Origin of the sequence: Nocardioides pelophilus, assembly GCF_014180685.1 — a bacterium.
GTDB lineage: Bacteria > Actinomycetota > Actinomycetes > Propionibacteriales > Nocardioidaceae > Nocardioides > Nocardioides pelophilus.
Genome location: NZ_JACEHF010000079.1, coordinates 1 through 18402, shown reverse-complemented (window position 1 = coordinate 18402; position 18402 = coordinate 1). Strand labels below are relative to the sequence as shown.

Genomic DNA, 18402 nt, shown 5'->3' with positions numbered 1-18402 from the left:
CGTGACGGTCGCCAGGGCGACCTCCTCGACCACCGGGGGTTGCCGTGGTCTCGTCATCTCCTCGACCACCGTTGGTCGAGGAGGTCGCGCAGCGACCGTCACGAGACCCCGGCAGGTCGACGCCCGGCAGCGCTACGCGCACCCGGTCGGGCGGTAGGTCGTGGTGGCGCACGACCCACGACCGGGCCCACTCGCTGGTCGTGACGACGGCGGCAGCGGCGTGGAGGAGGGTGCGCTCGGCTCGGCGTACCGCCTCGTCGGTGGCCGCCTCGGCGAACGGCATGTGCAGCAGTACGACGATGCGCAGCCGCCCGGACGCGCGCACGACCGGTGCCGGGTCGGCGACGCCCAGCAGGCCGTCGACGACCACCACCGCCCGGTCGGGGATGCCCGCCAGCACCGGCCCGGGCGCCGGCCCGAGGGCGCCGGCCCGGTGCTCGTGCACGGCCCAGCCGAGCGCGGCGAGCTCGTCGAGGACCCGCCGGTCGTAGCGGTTGCCCCCGCTGGGGCGCGCGGGGTCGTCGATCCCCTCCGGGACGACGGCGTGGACGGTCGGCGGGGGCGCGGTCATAAGGCCCGCTCGTAGCTCGCCCACGCGATGTGCGACTCGCGCAGGGTCACCTCGATGCCGGACAGCTGCTCGGCAGGGCGGCCGAGGAGGCCCGCGTGCGCCCGGTCGGCGAGCCGGTCGGCGACAAGCCGCGCCAGCTCCTCGGTCGAGGTGTTGAGGCCGGCCAGGCTCTCCACGTCGTCCAGGTTGCGGTAGGTCAGGTCGGCAAGAGCGGCCTTGAGCTGCTCCATCGCGCGCCCGATGTCGACCACGATCCCGGCCTCGTCGAGGTCGGCGGCGGCGAAGGTGGCGTCGACGACGTAGGTCGCGCCGTGCAGCTGCTGCGCGGGACCGAACACCTCTCCGCGCAGGCTGTGCGCGATCATCATGTGGTCGCGGACGGTCACCCGGAACGTCACTGCTCCTCCTGGTAGTCGATCGAGTGGCAGAGGGTGGTCGCGTCGCCGTCGGCGAGCCGGGCGAGGACGGCGGGCAGCTCGTCGAGCGTCGACGCGCCCGTCAGCAGGGTGTCGAACGCCCAGTCCTCGAGGAGCTCCATCGCGAGCCGCAGCCGGTCCGCATAGGTGCGCCGGTTCCGCCGACTGGGCGCGATCATCCCCACCTGGCTGGACCGGATGGTCAACCGCCCGGAGTGGAAGGCGCCGCCGAGCGGCACGGTGACCGGCCGGTCGCCGTACCAGCTGACGTCGAGCACGGTCCCCTCCGGCGCGAGCAGCTCGAGCGAGCGTTGGAGCCCGGCCGACGTGGCACTGGCGTGGAAGACCACGTCGCACCCGCCCCGGGCGTCCTCCGGCGCCGCGAAGCCCACGCCGAGCGCGTCGGCGACGTGCTCGCGCGACGGCTCGGTGTCGACCAGGGTCACCCGGGCACCCGGGATCCGCCCCACCAGCTTGGCGATGCAGCAGCCGACCATGCCGCCGCCGACCACCGTGATCCGGTCGCCGATCAGCGGCGCCGCGTCCCACACCGCGTTGATCGCGGTCTCGACCGTGCCGGCCAGGACGGCGCGCTCGGTGGGGACGTACGGCGGGATCGGGGTCACGGCCTCGGCGGGTACGACGTACGCCGTCTGGTGCGGGTGCAGGCAGAACACCCGCCGCCCGCGCAGGTCGGCCGGACCCTCCTCGACGACCCCGACGCTCAGGTAGCCGTACTTCACCGGACCGGGGAAGTCGCCCTCCTGGAACGGCGCCCGCATCGCCCGGTGCTGGTCGGCCGGCACCCGGCCGCCGAAGACCAGGGTCTCGGTGCCGCGGCTGATGCCGGACCGCAGGGCGCGCACCAGGACCTCGCCTGGCCCGGGCTCGCGCAGCGGCTCGGGCCGGATTTCGCCACGGCCCGGCTCGGCCACCCAGAACGCGCGTGCCTCTCGCACCGTCGGCGGCCTCCTCAGGACTTGGTGAACCGGCTCCGTTTGAACCGGAGCGGCTCCGATCACGTGACACGGTTATCCCTAAACACGGAGGCTAGGTGCAACGGGTTCACATCGGGACCGCATTCGTCGGGGCCGGAGCAGCGGCGCTGCTCGTCGTCTTGGACGTGGTGGTCGGCCTGGGCCCGGTCGGCTGGACCGCCGGGCTGGTGAGCGGCGCGGGCACGGCGGTCCTCCTCGCCGGGGCGCTCGCCCGGCACCGCTGCGCCGGCCTCGGACCGGCCGGCCGGATCACCGCGACCCGGGCGGTGCTCGCGTGCGGCGTCGCCGGGCTGACGGCGCAGTCGTACGTCGGCGCCGACGCGGTGCCTGCCTTGGTCGCCCTCGCCACGATCGGCCTGGTCCTCGACGGGGCCGACGGCCGCGTCGCCCGCCGGACCGGGACCGAGTCCGCGCTCGGCGCCCGCTTCGACATGGAGGTCGACGCGTTCCTGATCGCGGTGCTCAGTGCGTACGTCGCGCCGACCGCCGGGTGGTGGGTGCTCGCCATCGGCGCGATCCGTTACGCCTACGTCGTGGTGGGCTGGTGGCAACGCTGGCTCCGGCGCCCGCTCCCGCCGCGCTACTCGGCGAAGGTCGTCGCCGTGCTGCAGGCCGTGGTCCTGATCGTCGCCGCTGCCGCCGTGCTGCCACTCGGGCCGACCCGGGTGGCGCTCGCCGTGGCGCTGGCGCTGCTGGTCGAGTCGTTCGCCCGTGACACCCGGTGGCAGTGGCGGCACCGGCGCGACCCGGTCCCGCCCGCTCCCGACCCGGCCCCCGAGGGGCCGCTCGTGCCGGCCGGCGCCGTCACCGGCGCGGCGGTGGTCGCGGTGTGGNCGGCGCCGTCACCGGCGCGGCGGTGGTCGCGGTGTGGCTGGCGCTCGCGCTCCCGGACCCGACCGACGGGCTCGCTGTGGGGGACCTGCTCCGGATCCCGCTCGAGGGCCTGTTCCTGGTGGCGTTCGCGCTGGTGCTCCCGCCGCGCCCGCGCCGGTGGGCCGCCGCCGGGTTCGGCGTCCTGGCCGGGGTGCTGGTCGTGCTCCGGGTGCTCAACGCGGGGTTCGACGCCGTGCTCGACCGCCCGTTCGACCTGCTCGGCGACTGGACCTACCTCGGCCCCGGGGTGGGGGTGCTCGGCGACTCGATCGGCGACGCGGCGGCCCGGTTGGTGGCGGTCACGGCGTTGCTGGCGATCGTCGCGCTTCTTGTGGTGCTGGCCCTGGCCGCGGTCCGGGTCGCCCGGGTCGCCGCCGACCACCGCCGCGGAGCCACCCGCGGCGTGGTGGCCGTCGGAGCGGTCTGGGCCGTGTGTGCCGCGGCCAGCCTGGAGGTGCCCGGGGGCGCGCCGGTCGCGGCTGTCAGTGCGGCCGGGCTGGCGGTGGACACCGTCGACCAGGTGCGCTCCGGTCTCGCGGACCGCGAGACGTTCGCCGACGAGATCGAGGACGACCCGTTCGACGACGTGCCCGGCGACCGGCTGCTGACCGGCCTGCGGGGCAAGGACGTGCTGCTCGTCTTCGTGGAGAGCTACGGCCGTACGGCGACCCGCGGGTCGTCGTACTCCCCGGGTGTCGTCGACGTGCTGCGGGCCGGCACCGAGCGGCTCGCCGCGGCGGGCTATGCCACCCGCAGCGCCTACCTCACCTCGCCGACCTTCGGCGGCGCCAGCTGGCTGGCGCACGCCACGGCGCAGTCGGGCCTCTGGGTCGACAGCGAGGGCCGCTACCGACAGCTGCAGGACAGCGACCGGCTCAGCCTCACCAGTGCGTTCGCGCGCGCGGGCTGGCGCACCGTCTTCGACGTGCCGGCCAACACCGAGGACTGGCCCGAAGGTGCGGCGTACTACGGCTTCGACGAGATCTACGACTCCCGCAACGTCGGCTACGCCGGCCCCGAGTTCGGCTACGCGCCCGTGCCGGACCAGTACACGCTCGAGCACTTCCGGCGCGAGGAGCTGGCGCCGCGCGACCGTCGCCCGGTGATGGCGGAGATCGACCTGATCTCCAGCCACCACCCGTGGACCCCGCCGCCACCGCTGGTGCCGTGGGACGAGGTCGGCGACGGATCGGTCTTCGCCGGTACGACGGAGGACGCCGAGCCCGTCGACCAGGAGGCGGACCCGGAGCGCGCGCGAGAGCTCTACGGCCGGTCGATCCAGTACTCGTGGGAGACGCTGGTGTCGTTCCTCGAGACCTATCCCGATCCGGACCGGGTGCTGATCGTGCTCGGCGACCACGAGCCGTGGTCCTGGGTGAGCGGCGACCCTGACTATGCGGGCGGGCGCGACGTACCGATCACGGTGATCGCCCAGGACCCCGCCGTCGTCCGCCGGGTCGCGGACTGGGACTGGTCACCCGGCCTGCTCCCGCCTGCGGACGCACCGGTGTGGCCGATGTCGGACCTGCGGGACCGCGTGCTCACGGCGTTCGGGCCGAGGGGCTGATCACCGGGTCAGGCGCAGCACGGCGTCCCCGGCGGCGTCGCGCACCTCGATCGCGGCGATGTCGTCCGGGCTCACCGCGGTGGCGCCGCGGATGTGCAGCTCCAGGCCGGGGATCCCGAGCCACGAGGCGACCTGCTCGACCCGGCCGTCGGTGGTGCGCACGACCATCGCGTAGGTCCAGGTGCCCTCGGTCCCGTACGGCGACTCGTACTCGCACGTCAGGTCGAGCCGGGTGCCCCACGGGACCGGGGTCAGTGAGACCCAGCCCGTCGACGAGCTGCCGCCGACCTGGGTCAGCGGCTGCCCCGGCCCCGTCGTCTCCGTCGGCCCCGTCGTCTCGACGGGTGTCGACGGAGACGCGGTGGGCCGACCGTCGTCGCCGCGGGACGCCAGGATCGCAGCCGAGCCACCGGCGACGACGGCGACCGCGGCAGCCGCGGCCAGCGCCGAGCGGATCGAGCGGCGGCGCTGGTCCCGCCGCGCTTCGGTGACCAGGCCGGGCAGCAGGGTGTCCGGCACCGACGGGCGGTCCTCCAGCTGCTCGAGCACGTCGGCCGGCACCCGGGCGAGCAGGCCGGGCATCCCGGCGAGCTCGCGGACCGCGCGGGAGCACTCGTCGCAGCCGGTCAGGTGGTGCTCGTACTCCGCGCGCGCCGCGGCCGCCAGCGACCCGAGCACGTAGGCGCCGTCGAAGGTCGAGAACGGGCAGGTCACTCGCACACCCCCAGCTCCTCGAGCGCCAGCCGCAGCGCGCGCAGGGCGTAGTGCGTGCGTGACTTCACCGTGCCCTCGGGGATCCCGAGCAGGCGGGAGGCCTCGGCCACCGACCGGCCTCGGTAGTAGCACTCGAGCAGCACCCCCCGGTGGTCGTCGGAGAGCCGGGTGAGCGCCTCGGCGACCACCCATGACAGCAGCAGCTCGTCGGTGCCGTCACCGGCCGTCGGCTGGTCGCCGAGGTCGTCGGTCGGGATCTCCTTGCGCGCCCGCTTCGAGCGCCACTCGTCGATGACGATGTTGCGGGCGACGGTGAACAGCCACGAGCGCACCGACCCGCGCGACTCCTCGAGCACCGCGGCGTTCCGCCAGGCCCGGAGCAGGGTCTCCTGGGCGACGTCCTCGGCGTGCGCGCGGTCGTTGCCGGTGAGGTGCAGGCAGAACGACCACAGCGCCGACGCGTGCTCGTCGTGCAGCTGACGCATCACCGCGGCCGGACTCTCCGACATGGGCACCTCCCACCGTTCACACGGATCAGGGGTCGTGGCGGTTCACTGCTACCAGTCTTCCGCCTCCGCCTCGACCAGGCGGCGGTACGTGCGGTTGCGTCTCCTGAGCACCAGCGCAGCGAGGAGGGCGGCGACGAGCGAGCCCACCAGCACACCGATCTTGACGTGCTCGGCCGCGCCGGAGCCCGGGTCGAACGCGAGCTCCCCGATCAGCAGCGAGACGGTGAAGCCGATGCCGGCGAGCATCGCCATCCCGACCACGTCCGACCACGACAGCTCGTCGTCGAGCTCGGCCCGGGTGAAGGCCTGGAGCAGCCAGGTGGCCGCGACGATCCCGATCGGCTTGCCGAGCACGAGTCCGGCGACCACCCCGAGCGCCACCGGGTCGCGGAGCGCGTCGGTCAGGCCGGACCAGCCGCCCAGCCCGACCCCGGCCGCGAAGAACGCGAAGACCGGTACGGCGACGCCGGCCGAGACCGGCCGCATCAGGTGCTCAAGCCGCTCGGCGGGGCCCTCCGAGTCGGGCTGGTCGCGCGCGAGGACGGGCACGGTGAAGCCGAGCAGCACGCCGGCCACCGTCGCGTGCACCCCCGACTCGTGGACCAGCGCCCACGCGACGACGGCCAGTGGCAGCAGGAGCAGCGGGTGGCTGATCCGGCGCTGCACAAGCAGCCCGAACGCGGCGATCGGCAGCAGCGCGAGGAGGAGGTAGGACACCCGCAGCGTGTCGGTGTAGAAGATCGCGATCACGGTGATGGCGAGCAGGTCGTCGACCACGGCGAGGGTGAGCAGGAAGGTCCGCAGGCCGCTCGGCAGGTGGCTGCTGATCACCGCGAGCACCGCCACCGCGAACGCGATGTCGGTGGCCGTCGGCACCGCCCATCCCGCCAGGTCGCCGCCGCCCGCGCGGTTGACGAACACGTAGATCAGCGCGGGGGCGATCATCCCGCCGACCGCGGCCGCCACCGGCAGCGCGGCCCGGCGGGGGTCGCGCAGGTCTCCGGCGACGAACTCGCGCTTCAGCTCCAGCCCGACGACGAAGAAGAAGATGGCCAGCAGGCCGTCGGCCGCCCAGGTGCCGAGGGTCAGGTCCAGGTGGAGGGCGTGCGGCCCGATCCGGAGCTCACGGAGCTCGTCGTACGACGGCGCCCAGGGCGAGTTCGCCCACACGATCGCGGCGAGGGCCGCGACGATGACGAGCGCACCGCCGATGCTCTCCGCCCGCAGGATCTCGGCGACCCGGGAGCTCTCGAGGCGGGACGCTCGTGCGAAAAGGCGACGGGCGGGTGTGGGCACTGGCTCTCCTGGGGAGTCGACGGCATCATGCCGACCAGACTTCCCGGCGCACCAGTGCCCACCCTAGCGAGCCCGGTCAGTCCTCCGAGCTGGCGCTCATGCCCTTCGAGATGAGGTCCATGACCGAGCCGTCGGCGAGGGTCGTCACGTCGCCGACCTCGCGGTTCTCGGCGACGTCGCGCAGCAGGCGCCGCATGATCTTGCCGGACCGGGTCTTCGGCAGCTCGGCGACCACCAGGATCTGCCGCGGCGTGGCGATCGGGCCGATCTCCTTGCGGACGTGCTGGCGCAACTCCTGGACGATGTCGTCGCCGCCGTCGCCGGCCTCCTCGCGCAGGATGACGAACGCGCACACGGCCTGGCCGGTGTCCTCGTCCTTGGCGCCGACGACCGCCGCCTCGGCGACCTTCGGGTGCGAGACCAGCGCGGACTCGATCTCGGTGGTGGAGAGCCGGTGGCCGGAGACGTTCATGACGTCGTCGACGCGGCCGAGCACCCAGATGTCGCCGTCCTCGTCCTTCTTGGCACCGTCGCCCGCGAAGTAGTAGCCCTGCTTCTTGAACCGGGACCAGTAGGTGTCGCGGTAGCGGTCGTCGTCGCCCCACAGGGTGCGCAGCATCGACGGCCAGGGGGCGGTGACGACGAGGTAGCCGCCCGAGCCGTTGGGCACCGGGGTGCCCTCGTCGTCGACGACATCGACGCTGACGCCCGGGAGTGCCTTCATGGCCGAGCCGGGCTTGCCGGCGGTCACGCCCGGCAGCGGGCTGATCATGATCATGCCGGTCTCGGTCTGCCACCAGGTGTCGACGACAGGAGCGCGGTCCCCGCCGATGACCTGGCGGTACCAGACGTAGGCCTCGGGGTTGATCGGCTCACCGACCGAGCCGAGGATCCGCACCGAGGACATGTCGCGCTGGTCGGGGATCGCCCGGCCCTGCTTCATGAACGAGCGGATCGCGGTGGGCGCGGTGTAGAAGATCGTCACGCCGTACTGCTCGATGATCTCCCACCAGCGGCCGCGCTCGGGGCTGTCGGGCGTGCCCTCGTAGAGCACCTGGGTGGCGCCGTTGGCGAGCGGGCCGTAGACGATGTAGCTGTGGCCGGTGACCCAGCCGATGTCGGCGGTGCACCAGTAGACATCCCCCTTCTCGTCGGCACTGCCCGGCTTGAGGTCGAAGACCGCGTGGTGGGTGTACGACGTGCCGACGAGGTAGCCGCCCGTGGTGTGCAGGATGCCCTTCGGCTTTCCGGTCGTGCCGGAGGTGTACATGACGTAGAGCGGGTGCTCGGCGTCGAACGCCTCGGGGGTGTGCTCGGTCGACGCGGTGTCGACGACGTCGTGCCACCAGACGTCGACGTCGTCGTTCCAGGCGACCTCCTGGCCGGTACGCCGGACCACCAGCACCTTGTGCACGACGTCTGTCTTGGTCAGCGCCTCGTCGACCGCCGGCTTGAGCGCCGAGGGGGCGCCGCGCCGGTAGCCGCCGTCGGAGGTGATGACGACCTTCGCCTGGCAGTCGTCGATCCGCGAGGCCAGCGCGTCGGCGGAGAAGCCGCCGAAGACGACCGTGTGCGGGGCGCCGATCCGGGCGCAGGCGAGCATCGCGACGATCGCCTCCGGGATCATCGGCATGTAGATCGCGACCCGGTCACCGGCCTCGACGCCCAGTGCGGTCAGCGCGTTGGCGGCCTGGGACACCTCGTCCTTGAGCTGGGCGTAGGTGATGTCGCGGGTGTCGGCGACCGGCTCGCCCACCCAGTGCAGGGCGACCTTGTCGCCGAGCCCGGCCTCGACGTGGCGGTCGACGCAGTTGTACGACGCGTTGAGCTTCCCGCCGGTGAACCACTTGTAGAACGGGGGGTTGGAGTCGTCGAGCACGGTGCTCCACCGCTCGGCCCAGGTGAGCCGCTCGGCCTGCTCGCCCCAGAACGCGGCCGGGTCCTTGGCGGCGTGGTCGTAGGCGTCGGCGGTCACGTTCGCCGCGGCAGCGAGCTCGGCCGGCGGCTCGAACCGCCGCTCCTCCCTGGACAGGTTGGCAAGGGTCTCGTTGGTCACGGTCGTCATCTCCTGGGTCCTTCGGGTGCGTCGTGGATCACACTAGGCCGGTCGCGGTGAGTGTGACCACGGGTGGGTTGCGGGTGGGTTGCGGGTGGGTTGCGGGTGGTGCCGTACGGCCGGAGGTCGAGGAGGTTGCCCTGGCAACCGTCACGAGACCGAGGCTGGAGGAGCTCCGGTCTCGTGACGGTCGCTGCGCGACCTCCTCGACCTACGGGTCAGTGCTGGATCGCCCCTTCGGCGCCGGCGCCGGTGAGGGCGCGGACCTCGAGTTCGGTGAACCGCTCCTCCGACCGGGCCTCCTTGGACGTGACCGACCCGAGCCAGCCGAAGAAGAAGCCCAGCGGGATGGAGAGGAGCCCGGGGTTCTCCAGCGGGAACCACGAGATGTCGATGCTGGCCGGCAGCAGCGACAGGTTCTGACCGCTGACCGGGTCGATGCCCTTGCCGGAGACGACCGGCGAGAAGATCACCAGGCCGACCGCCGAGATGAGGCCGCCGTAGATGCTCCAGACCGCACCGCGGGTGTTGAAGCCCCTCCAGAACATGTTGTAGACGATCGCCGGCAGGTTGGCCGAGGCCGCGACCGCGAACGCGAGCGCCACGAGGAACGCGATGTTCAGGTTCTGCGCCGGGATCGCCAGTGCGATCGAGATCGCACCGATGCCGGCGGCGGCGAACCGGGTCACCCGGATCTCCTGCTTCTCCGTCGCCTTCCCCTTCTTGATCACGCTGTTGTAGATGTCGTGCGCCACCGAGGCCGACGAGGTGAGCGTGAGCCCGGCGACGACGGCGAGGATCGTCGCGAACGCCACCGCGGCGATCAGCGCGAGCAGCACCGCGCCACCGGTCGATCCGGCCCCACCGCCCACGGCTTCGGCCAGCAGTGGTGAGGCGAGGTTGCCCTTCGACTCGGCGACCTTCGCAGCCTCGTCACCCTTCAGCAGTGCGGCCGCGCCGAAGCCCAGGACCAGCGTGAACAGGTAGAACGTGCCGATCAGGCCGATCGCCCACAGCACCGACTTCCGGGCGTCTCGCGCCGTCGGCACCGTGTAGAAGCGGATCAGGATGTGCGGCAGGCCCGCCGTACCGAGGACCAGGGCGATGCCGAGGCTCAGGAAGTCGAGCTTGCTGGTCATGGTCGCGCCGTACTTCAGGCCCGGCTCCAGGAACGCCTGTCCCTTGCCGGAGTTGCTCGCTGCGGTGCCGAGCAGGTCGGAGAGGTTGAAGCCGAACTTCACCAGCACCAGCACCACGATCAGCGCCGAGCCGGCCATCAGGAGCACGGCCTTGACGATCTGCACCCAGGTCGTGCCCTTCATGCCGCCGACGGTGACGTAGAAGATCATGAGGGCGCCGACGCCGATGATGGTCAGGTTCTTCAGGCCCTGGCTGTCCACGCCGAGCAGCAGCGTGACCAGCGCGCCCGCGCCGACCATCTGGGCGAGCAGGTAGAAGACCGACACGGCCACGGTCGACGTCGCCGCCGCCATCCGCACCGGACGCTGCTTCATGCGGTACGCCAGCTGGTCGGCCATCGTGTAGCGGCCCGAGTTGCGCAGCATCTCGGCGACCAGGAGCAGCGCCACCAGCCAGGCGACGAGGAAGCCGATGGAGTAGAGGAAGCCGTCGTACCCGGACAGCGCGATGGCACCGGAGATGCCGAGGAACGAGGCGGCCGACATGTAGTCGCCGCCGATCGCGAGACCGTTCTGGAAGCCGGAGAAGGAGCGGCCGCCGGCGTAGAAGTCGTTGGTGCCGCTGCTCTGACGGCTCGCCCAGAAGGTGATGCCGACCGTCAGCGCGACGACGGCGAGGAACAGGACCGTGGTGATCGCCTGGTCGTTCATCAGTGGCCTCCGGTCCCTCGCGACGACTTGCCCTCGAGGGCGATGAACCGCTCGTCGAGCTCCCGCGCCAAGGGGTCGAGGCGCGCGGTCGAGTAGCGGCTGTAGACCCAGGCGAGGGCGAACGTGGTGGCGAACTGGAGCAGCCCGAAGACCAGGGCGACGTTGATGTTGCCCACGACCTTGGTGCTCATGAAGGAGCCCGCCCAGTTGGAGAGGACCACGTAGAGCAGGTACCAGCTCAAGAACGCGACGGTGGCGGGAAAGACGAAGCCGCGGTACCGCCGCCGCAGCTCGATGAACTCGGACGAGGCATGCAGCTCGTCGTACACGGGGTCGTGCCGCTCGACCTGGTCGCGCGGCGCTGTGTCTTGGGACATCGGGGCCTCCTGTTTCGACGGACGCATGTGATCGGCGTCACGGACCCGTCGACGGTAGGAGCGGCTCCGATCCGCCCGGCAGGGGTGCGGGCGGACAGCGCGCCGAGCGGGGACGGCCCGTCGATGAGCGGTCGGTGAGGCACGACGAACGGTCGTCCGGTGGTCGAGGTGCGAGCGAAGCGAGCCTCGCAACCTGTGACGCAGGGCACGCGACCCGGGTTGTGACAATCGTGGGCAAATCCCTAAGGTAAGGCTTACCTAATATCTCGAGGAGCCTGTCGTGTACCCGCCCCCGTTGCACCACGTCTTCCATCCCGCCAACGCGGACCACTACGCGGCGACCGTCGGCGCCGGCGTCGAGCACCTGGTCAGCGCACTGCGCCGGGTCGCCGGGCCGGCCGCCGGCACCGAGGTCGCCGAGGCAGCCGCCCGGGTGGCGGGCGTCGGCCTCGACGCGCCGCTCGGCGACACGGCCGCCGCGCTCGAGGAGCTGTCCCGGGTGTGGCTGGACGACGCGGTCTGGTTCCACGAGCCGGCGTACGCCGCGCACCTGAACTGTCCGGTCGTCGTACCGGCGCTGCTGGCCGAGCTGTTCATCGCGTCGGTCAACAGCTCGCTCGACACCTTCGACCAGAGCGTCGGCGGCACCTTCGTCGAGCGCCACCTGATCGACTGGACCGCCGGCCGGATCGGCTTCGGCGAGGCCGCCGACGGGGTCTTCACCAGCGGCGGCACCCAGTCCAACCTGCAGGCGTTGGTGCTCGCGCGCGGTCACCTCGAGCGGGAGCCGCTCGGCCGGCTGCGGATCTTCGCGTCGGCCGACAGCCACTTCTCCGTGCAGAAGTCAGCCCGGCTGCTGGGGCTCGGCGACAGCAGCGTGGTGTGCGTGCCGACCGACGAGCGGCACCGGATGGACCCGGCGGCGCTCGACCGGTCGCTGGCCGCGTGCACCGCGCTCGGCCTGCGCCCGATGGCGATCGTCGCCACCGCGGGCACGACCGACTTCGGCGCGATCGACCCGCTGCCGGAGATCGCCGACCTGGCGCGCGCCTACGACACCTGGCTGCACGTCGATGCGGCGTACGGCGGTGGCCTGCTCGTCTCGCCGCGCTACCGACACCGGCTCGCCGGCATCGAGCGCGCGGACTCGGTGACCGTGGACTACCACAAGACGTTCTTCCAGCCGGTCTCCTCCAGCGCGCTGGTGGTGCGCGACCGGACCCTGATGGCGCCGGTGACCTGGCACGCCGACTACCTCAACCCCAGGAGCGCCGAGGGCGCCCCGGCGTCGCCGAACCAGGTCGACAAGAGCCTGCAGACGACCCGCCGGTTCGACGCACTCAAGCTGTGGCTGACGCTGCGGATGATGGGCCCCGACACCCTCGGGGCGTACGTCGACGCGGTGGTCGACCTCGCCCGCGACGTCTCGGTCGCGATCAGGGACGAGGCCGACCTCGAGCTCGCGTCCCGGCCCGAGCTCAGCACGCTGGTGTTCCGCTACGTGCCGGCCGGGTCGGCCCTGGAGGAGCGCGAGCTCGCCGCCCTCAACAACGAGATCCGCGCGGCGCTCTACCGGTCGGGCCGGGCGATGGTCGCCGCGACCAAGGTCGACGGCCGCCAGTTCCTCAAGCTCACCCTGCTCAACCCGATCGCGACCGTCGGCGACATCGTCGGCGTGGTCGACCTGGTGCGCGAGACCGGTGCCCGGCTCGCCGCTTCCCCGGTGGTCGAGCCGGTCGAGACCACGCTGGAGGTGGCCCGGTGAAGGTGCACGACTTCGTCGCGATCGGCCTCGGCCCGTTCAACCTCGGGCTGGCCTGCCTGACCGACCCGCTGCGCGAGAGCGACGGGCTCTCCGGGGTCTTCCTCGAGGCCCGGGACCGGTTCGACTGGCACCCCGGCATGCTGCTGGACGACGCGACCCTCCAGGTCCCGTTCCTCGCGGACCTGGTCACCATGGCGGACCCCACGTCCCGGTGGTCCTTCCTCAACTACCTCAAGCAGCAGGGCAACCTCTACCCCTTCTACATCCGGGAGAGCTTCTACCCCCTGCGCCGCGAGTACGACGACTACTGCCGCTGGGCAGCCGAACGGCTGGGCACCATCCGGTTCGGCCAGCGGGTCGTGACGGTCGAGCACGACGGCTCGGCGTACCGCACCCTGACCTCGACGGGGGAGACCTGGTTGAGCAAACGGCTCGTGGTGGGGATCGGTACGTCCCCCCGCATCCCCGCCCCCCTGACCGCGTTGGTCGAGGAGGCCGCACACCCGTTGGTCGAGGAGGCCGCACACCCGTTGGTCGAGGAGGTTCCTGGCCCGTTGGTCGAGGAGGTCGCGCAGCGACCGTCACGAGACCCCGCCCCCGTCCCCCCGTTGGTCGAGGAGGTTGCTGGCCCGTTGGTCGAGGAGGTTGCGCAGCAACCGTCACGAGACCCCGCTGCCGTCCCCCCGTTGGTCGAGGAGGTCGCTGGCCCGTTGGTCGAGGAGGTCGCGCAGCGACCGTCACGAGACCAAGCTGCCGTCCCCCCGTTGGTCGAGGAGGTCGCTGGCCCGTTGGTCGAGGAGGTCGCGCAGCGACCGTCACGAGACCCCGCGACCGTCACCCACTCCGCCGACTACCTCGCCCACAAGGCCGCCCTCCAGCAGCAGCGGACGATCACGATCGTCGGCAGCGGCCAGAGCGCTGCGGAGGTCTACCACGACCTGCTCGCCGAGGCGCCGGACCACGGCTACGAGCTGGTGTGGCTCACCCGCAGCCCGCGGTTCTTCCCGATGGAGTACACCAAGCTCACCCTCGAGATGACGTCGCCGGAGTACGCCGGCTACCACCGCGCACTGCCCGTGGAGACCCGGGACCGGCTGGCCCGCGAGCAGCGCCACCTGTTCAAGGGGATCAGCGGCGACCTGGTCGACGCGATCTTCGACCTGCACTACCAGCAGCGGGTCACCGGCGCCGGACCGCGGACGACGCTGCTGACCAACACCGAGGTGCGGGGCGCCCGTCGGGTCGCTGGCGGCCACGAGCTCGACCTGCTCCACGTCGAGACCGGCGAGTCGTTCGGACTCACCACCGAGGGTCTGGTGCTGGCCACGGGCTACGCGCCGACGACACCGGACTTCCTCGACGGCCTCCGCGACCGGATCCGGTTCGACGAGCGGGGCCGCTACGACGTCGCGGGCGACTACTCGGTCGACGTCGCCGGGGGTGAGGTGTTCGTCCAGAACGCCGAGGAGCACACCCACTCCGTGCTGGCTCCGGACCTCGGCATGGGCGCCTACCGCAACTCGGTGATCATCGCGGCGATGCTCGGGCGCGAGGTCTATCCGGTGGAGAAGCGGATCGCCGTGCAGACCTTCGGCGTGCCCGACCACCTGCGCCGCTCTCCGGTAGGTGCGCGATGAGGGTCACCATCGAGCCGCTCGACGTCGAGCGCGACCTCGCCCTGCTGCACGGCTGGGTCACCCACCCGCGGTCCGTGTTCTGGATGATGCAGGACGCCACGCGGGACGACGTACGGCGTGAGTACGACGACGTCGCCGCCGACCCGCACCACGACGCGTTCCTCGGCCGGGCCGACGGCCGGCCGGCGTTCCTGGTGGAGACCTACGACCCGGCGTACTCGCCGCTCGCGGACATCCCTGAGCTGCAGCCCGGTGACCTCGGGATGCACGTGCTGGTGGCGCCGCCGGACGGCGATCCGGTCCGCGGCTTCACCACGCAGGTGTTCGGGGCGGTGCTCGAGCACTGCTTCGCCGCCCCCGCAGTGCGACGGGTCGTCGTCGAGCCGGACGCCCGCAACGACGCGATCCGGCGCAAGAACGTCGCCGCCGGGTTCGTCGAGCTGCGCGAGGTCGCGCTGCCCGGCAAGACCGCGATGCTGTCGGTCTGCACCCGCGAGGCCTACGAGCGAGCGACCGGCACCGCCGTCCCGCACCTGACGCCGGCGCTGATGGACCGCGCGCACCGGCACCTGGTGGCCAAGGCGATCGGCGAGTACGCCCACGAGCGGCTGGTCACGCCCGTGCCCGACCCGGCGCGGCCGGGGTGGTGGACGCTCGAGACCGGCGGCTCGTCGTACTCGTTCAGCGCGCGGAGGTACCCGCTCGACCACTGGGTCGTCGACCCCGCGTCGTTACGCCGCCGGTTGAGAAGCGACGAGGGTGGCCGCTGGTTGAGGTGCGACGAGCCCAGTGAGGACGGTGGCCGCTGGTTGAGGTGCGACGAGCCCAGTGAGGACGGTGGCCGCTGGTTGAGGTGCGACGAGCCCAGTGAGGAGGGTGGCCGCTGGTTGAGGTGCGACGAGCCCAGTGAGGACGGTGACCGCTGGTTGAGGTGCGACGAGCGCAGCGAGGAGCCTCGAAACCAAGGCATCGACGCGCAGGCGCTCGTCGCCGAGCTGGCGCCGGTGCTGGGGATCCCCGACGCGCTGCTGCCGACCTACCTCGAGGAGATCGGCTCGACCCTGGCGGCCGCGGCGTGGAAGCTGCGACACCGGCGGATCCCGGTGACTGAGCTCGTCGACGCCGACTACCAGGCGATCGAGGCGGCGATGACCGAGGGCCACCCGGCGTTCGTGGCGAACAACGGACGGATCGGGTTCGGCCTCGACGACTACACGGCGTTCGCCCCCGAGGCCGGCGAGCCGGTCCGGCTGCACTGGCTCGCCGCGCGCCGGTCGGTCACGAGGCTGACCCTGGGCGACGGGGAGACCGAGGAGGCCCTGTACGCCGGTGAGCTGGCGCCCGCGACCCGGGCGCGCTTCGCCGGTCGTCTCCGCGGGCTCGGGCTCGATCCAGCCGACTACCTCTACCTGCCGGTGCACCCGTGGCAGTGGGTCAACAAGCTGGCCGTGACGTTCGCTCCCGACGTGGCGCGGCGCGACCTGGTCCACCTCGGCGCGGGCGACGACGAGCACCGGCCGCAGCAGTCGATCCGGACGTTCTTCAACGTGAGCCGGCCCGAGCGGCACTACGTGAAGACCGCGCTGGCGATCCAGAACATGGGGTTCCTGCGCGGGCTCTCGCCGGCCTACATGGAGGCGACGCCGGCGATCAACGACTGGGTGGCGGCGACCGTCGCCGCGGATCCGGAGCTGCGATCGACAGGGTTCTCGGTGCTCCGCGAGCTCGCTGCGATCGGCTACACCGGCGATGCGTTCCACCGGCACGCCGGCCCGTCGCCGTACCGGAAGATGATCGCGGCGCTCTGGCGGGAGAGCCCGGTGCCGCGGCTGGCGGCGGGTGAGCGGCCGATGACGATGGCGGCACTGCTGCACCGCGACGCGGACGGCGACGCGCTGGTGACCGCGCTGATCAAGGCGTCGCCCGTCGACGCGGCGACGTGGGTGCGCAGCTACCTGCGCGCCTACCTGCGACCCCTGGTGCACTGCCTCTACGCCTACGACCTCGCGTTCATGCCGCACGGCGAGAACCTGGTCCTCGTGCTGCGCGACCACGTGCCGGTGCGGGCGCTGATGAAGGACATCGGCGAGGAGGTCGCGGTGATGCGTCCGGCGTCGAAGGTGCCGCTGCCGCCGGAGGTGGAGCGGATCCGCGGCAGCTTCCCTGACGACGTGAAGGCGCTGGCGATCCACACCGACGTCTTCGACGGAGTGCTCCGGTTCATTGCCGGGATCCTCGCCGAGGATGGGGTCCTGGACCCGGACGAGTTCTGGGACCTGGTGCGGGCGACGATCGAGGAGCACGCCGCCGACCACCCCGAGCTCGCCTCCGCCGCCGAGCACTACGACCTGCTCCGCCCGACCTTCCGCCACAGCTGCCTCAACCGGCTGCAGCTCCGCAACACGCTGCAGATGGTCGATCTCACCGACCAGGCCGAATCACTGATCTTCGCCGGCACCCTCGACAACCCGGTGGCGAGGTCGGTGGCGATGCCGGTGGTCGAGGAGGTCGCGCAGCGACCGTCCAGGTCGGTGGTCGAGGAGGTCGCGCAGCGACCGTCCAGGTCGGTGGTCGAGGAGGTTGCGCAGCGACCGTCTCGAGACCCTGTCCACCTGCGACCCGTCGACCCCTCGACCGACGCGGCGACCTTGCACGCGTGGGTGACGGAGGATCGCGCGAGGTTCTGGGGAATGACGGACTGCGACGTCGACAGGGTGCGCGAGATCTACGAGTACATCGCCGGCGAGGACCACCTCGCGGCGTACGTCCTCGAGGTCGACGGCATCCCGGTCGGTCTGCTGCAGACCTACGACCCGGCCGTCGACGAGATCGGCCGGTGGTACGACCGACGACCCGGCGACGTCGGCGTCCACCTCCTGCTCTCCGACGCCCCCGCCCGCCGCGGCCGCACCGACGAGGTGATCGCCGCCGGTCTCGCCTTCGTGGCCCGACAGCCGGGCTGCGCCCGGATGGTGTTCGAGCCCGACGCGCGCAACGCCGCCTCGCTGGCCATGCTGGAGCGGATCGGCGCCGAGCGCGGCCCGCTGGTCGAGCTGCGGACGAGCATCGCTGAGAAGCCCGCCCAGTTCTTCTTCCTCCCCGTCCCCTGACACCGTTGATCGAGGAGGTCGTACGCCGTCTCGCCGTTGGTCGAGGAGGTCGTACGCCGTCTCGCCGTTGGTCGAGGAGGTCGCGCAGCGACCGTCACGAGACCCCCTGCCCACGTTGGTCGAGGAGGTCGCGCAGCGACCGTCACGAGACCCCTGCCCGCAACCTCCGCGTCGTCGTCGGTTGCGGTGGGAAAGACGGACGACGTGGTGGCGCGCCGTCGTTGGTCACGGCGCGGTTCCCCGGGCCCTGCACCGGTTGCCGGAGGCCTGAGGTACTCGCTGTGGTCGCGGCAGCGGAGGAGGTGTTCGGGTGGTCGCGGAAGTACGCCGGCTCGCCGCCCCCGTGCCCACCGGTGGTCGAGGAGGTCGCGCAGCGACCGTCACGAGACCCCCTGCCCACCGGTGGTCGAGGAGGTCGCGCAGCGACCGTCACGAGACCCCGCCCGATACCGGCGCTCGCCGTCGCCGCTGGTTGAGGTGCGAGCGAAGCGAGCCTCGAAACCAAGGCAACCAACCCTGTGAAAACACCCCCAACGAATGTTCCATTCCGAATCGAACAGGTGTACGATAGAAGCATCTCGGAAAGGAACACCGTGGTCGCCCAACTCCACCCCCAACCCCACCCGATCCTGGGCGCGGTCGCGGACGCCCGGAGTTCGTTGA

General features: G+C 72.0%; 14 protein-coding genes. 5 read left to right on the top strand and 9 right to left on the bottom strand.

Annotated features, from left to right (window positions below):
• The 3 genes from H0488_RS13600 to H0488_RS13590 form a co-directional block, all read right to left on the bottom strand.
• Positions 1-571 (bottom strand): glycosyltransferase (locus tag H0488_RS13600; protein ID WP_183099807.1); only part of this gene is annotated, 571 nt, incomplete at its 3' end.
• On the bottom strand, positions 568-969 hold the full coding sequence (locus tag H0488_RS13595; RefSeq protein WP_312856336.1) for a 6-pyruvoyl trahydropterin synthase family protein: 402 nt from the start codon (positions 967-969) through the stop codon (positions 568-570). The genes H0488_RS13600 and H0488_RS13595, both read right to left, overlap by 4 nt.
• Positions 966-1946 carry a zinc-dependent alcohol dehydrogenase gene (locus H0488_RS13590; RefSeq protein WP_183099806.1) on the bottom strand — a complete coding sequence of 327 codons (981 nt, stop codon included), beginning with the start codon at positions 1944-1946 and terminating at the stop codon, positions 966-968. The genes H0488_RS13595 and H0488_RS13590 overlap by 4 nt, the downstream gene beginning before the upstream one ends.
• Positions 1947-2041: 95 nt before the next feature.
• Between H0488_RS13590 and H0488_RS25360 the strand changes: the two genes are divergently transcribed.
• Positions 2042-3466 carry a CDP-alcohol phosphatidyltransferase family protein gene (locus tag H0488_RS25360; RefSeq protein ID WP_220794562.1) on the top strand — a complete coding sequence of 475 codons (1425 nt, stop codon included), beginning with the start codon at positions 2042-2044 and terminating at the stop codon, positions 3464-3466.
• On the top strand, positions 3379-4425 hold the full coding sequence (locus H0488_RS23665; protein ID WP_220794561.1) for an alkaline phosphatase family protein: 1047 nt from the start codon (positions 3379-3381) through the stop codon (positions 4423-4425). Before H0488_RS25360 ends, H0488_RS23665 begins: the two co-directional genes overlap by 88 nt.
• On the opposite strand, the gene H0488_RS13580 is transcribed toward H0488_RS23665, so the two are convergent.
• The 6 genes from H0488_RS13580 to H0488_RS13555 all read right to left on the bottom strand — a co-directional run bounded on the left by H0488_RS13580 (position 4426) and on the right by H0488_RS13555 (position 11227).
• The gene (locus tag H0488_RS13580; protein ID WP_220794560.1) at positions 4426-5145 is read right to left on the bottom strand and encodes an anti-sigma factor family protein; all 720 of its coding nucleotides are present in this window, start codon (positions 5143-5145) and stop codon (positions 4426-4428) included.
• On the bottom strand, positions 5136-5648 hold the full coding sequence (locus H0488_RS13575) for a sigma-70 family RNA polymerase sigma factor (protein WP_183099804.1): 513 nt from the start codon (positions 5646-5648) through the stop codon (positions 5136-5138). The genes H0488_RS13580 and H0488_RS13575 overlap by 10 nt, the downstream gene beginning before the upstream one ends.
• A 48-nt stretch (positions 5649-5696) precedes the next feature.
• On the bottom strand, positions 5697-6944 hold the full coding sequence (gene nhaA / locus H0488_RS13570) for a Na+/H+ antiporter NhaA (protein WP_183099803.1): 1248 nt from the start codon (positions 6942-6944) through the stop codon (positions 5697-5699).
• A gap of 76 nt (positions 6945-7020) precedes the next feature.
• Positions 7021-9009, bottom strand: coding sequence for an acetate--CoA ligase (gene acs / locus H0488_RS13565; RefSeq protein ID WP_183099802.1), 1989 nt, complete (start codon positions 9007-9009; stop codon positions 7021-7023).
• A gap of 209 nt (positions 9010-9218) precedes the next feature.
• On the bottom strand, positions 9219-10850 hold the full coding sequence (locus tag H0488_RS13560) for a monocarboxylic acid transporter (protein WP_220794559.1): 1632 nt from the start codon (positions 10848-10850) through the stop codon (positions 9219-9221).
• Positions 10850-11227, bottom strand: coding sequence for a DUF485 domain-containing protein (locus H0488_RS13555; RefSeq protein ID WP_183099801.1), 378 nt, complete (start codon positions 11225-11227; stop codon positions 10850-10852). Before H0488_RS13555 ends, H0488_RS13560 begins: the two co-directional genes overlap by 1 nt.
• 280 nt (positions 11228-11507) lie before the next feature.
• Here H0488_RS13555 and H0488_RS13550 point away from each other — a divergent pair, with 280 nt between their 5' ends.
• From H0488_RS13550 to H0488_RS13535, 3 genes are read left to right on the top strand one after another with little or no spacing between them, the layout of a single operon-like run.
• Positions 11508-12992: a pyridoxal phosphate-dependent decarboxylase family protein gene (locus H0488_RS13550; RefSeq protein ID WP_312856335.1), complete on the top strand. Its 1485-nt coding sequence runs from the start codon at positions 11508-11510 to the stop codon at positions 12990-12992.
• A complete protein-coding gene (locus H0488_RS13540) occupies positions 12989-14629 on the top strand; it encodes a lysine N(6)-hydroxylase/L-ornithine N(5)-oxygenase family protein (protein ID WP_312856334.1) in 1641 nt (546 codons plus the stop codon). Before H0488_RS13550 ends, H0488_RS13540 begins: the two co-directional genes overlap by 4 nt.
• Complete coding sequence (locus H0488_RS13535; RefSeq protein WP_183099800.1) at positions 14626-17739, top strand: GNAT family N-acetyltransferase; 3114 nt, start codon at positions 14626-14628, stop codon at positions 17737-17739. Before H0488_RS13540 ends, H0488_RS13535 begins: the two co-directional genes overlap by 4 nt.
• Positions 17740-18402 lie beyond the last annotated feature (663 nt).

What these genes read in the sequence shown, in the direction of transcription:
- H0488_RS13575 (WP_183099804.1), bottom strand. Translation starts at nt 5,648, where the DNA reads ATGTCGGAGAGTCCGGCCGCGGTGATGCGTCAGCTGCACGACGAGCAC.
- acs (WP_183099802.1), bottom strand. Translation starts at nt 9,009, where the DNA reads ATGACGACCGTGACCAACGAGACCCTTGCCAACCTGTCCAGGGAGGAG.
- H0488_RS13560 (WP_220794559.1), bottom strand. Translation starts at nt 10,850, where the DNA reads ATGAACGACCAGGCGATCACCACGGTCCTGTTCCTCGCCGTCGTCGCG.
- H0488_RS13555 (WP_183099801.1), bottom strand. Translation starts at nt 11,227, where the DNA reads ATGTCCCAAGACACAGCGCCGCGCGACCAGGTCGAGCGGCACGACCCC.
- H0488_RS13535 (WP_183099800.1), top strand. Translation starts at nt 14,626, where the DNA reads ATGAGGGTCACCATCGAGCCGCTCGACGTCGAGCGCGACCTCGCCCTG.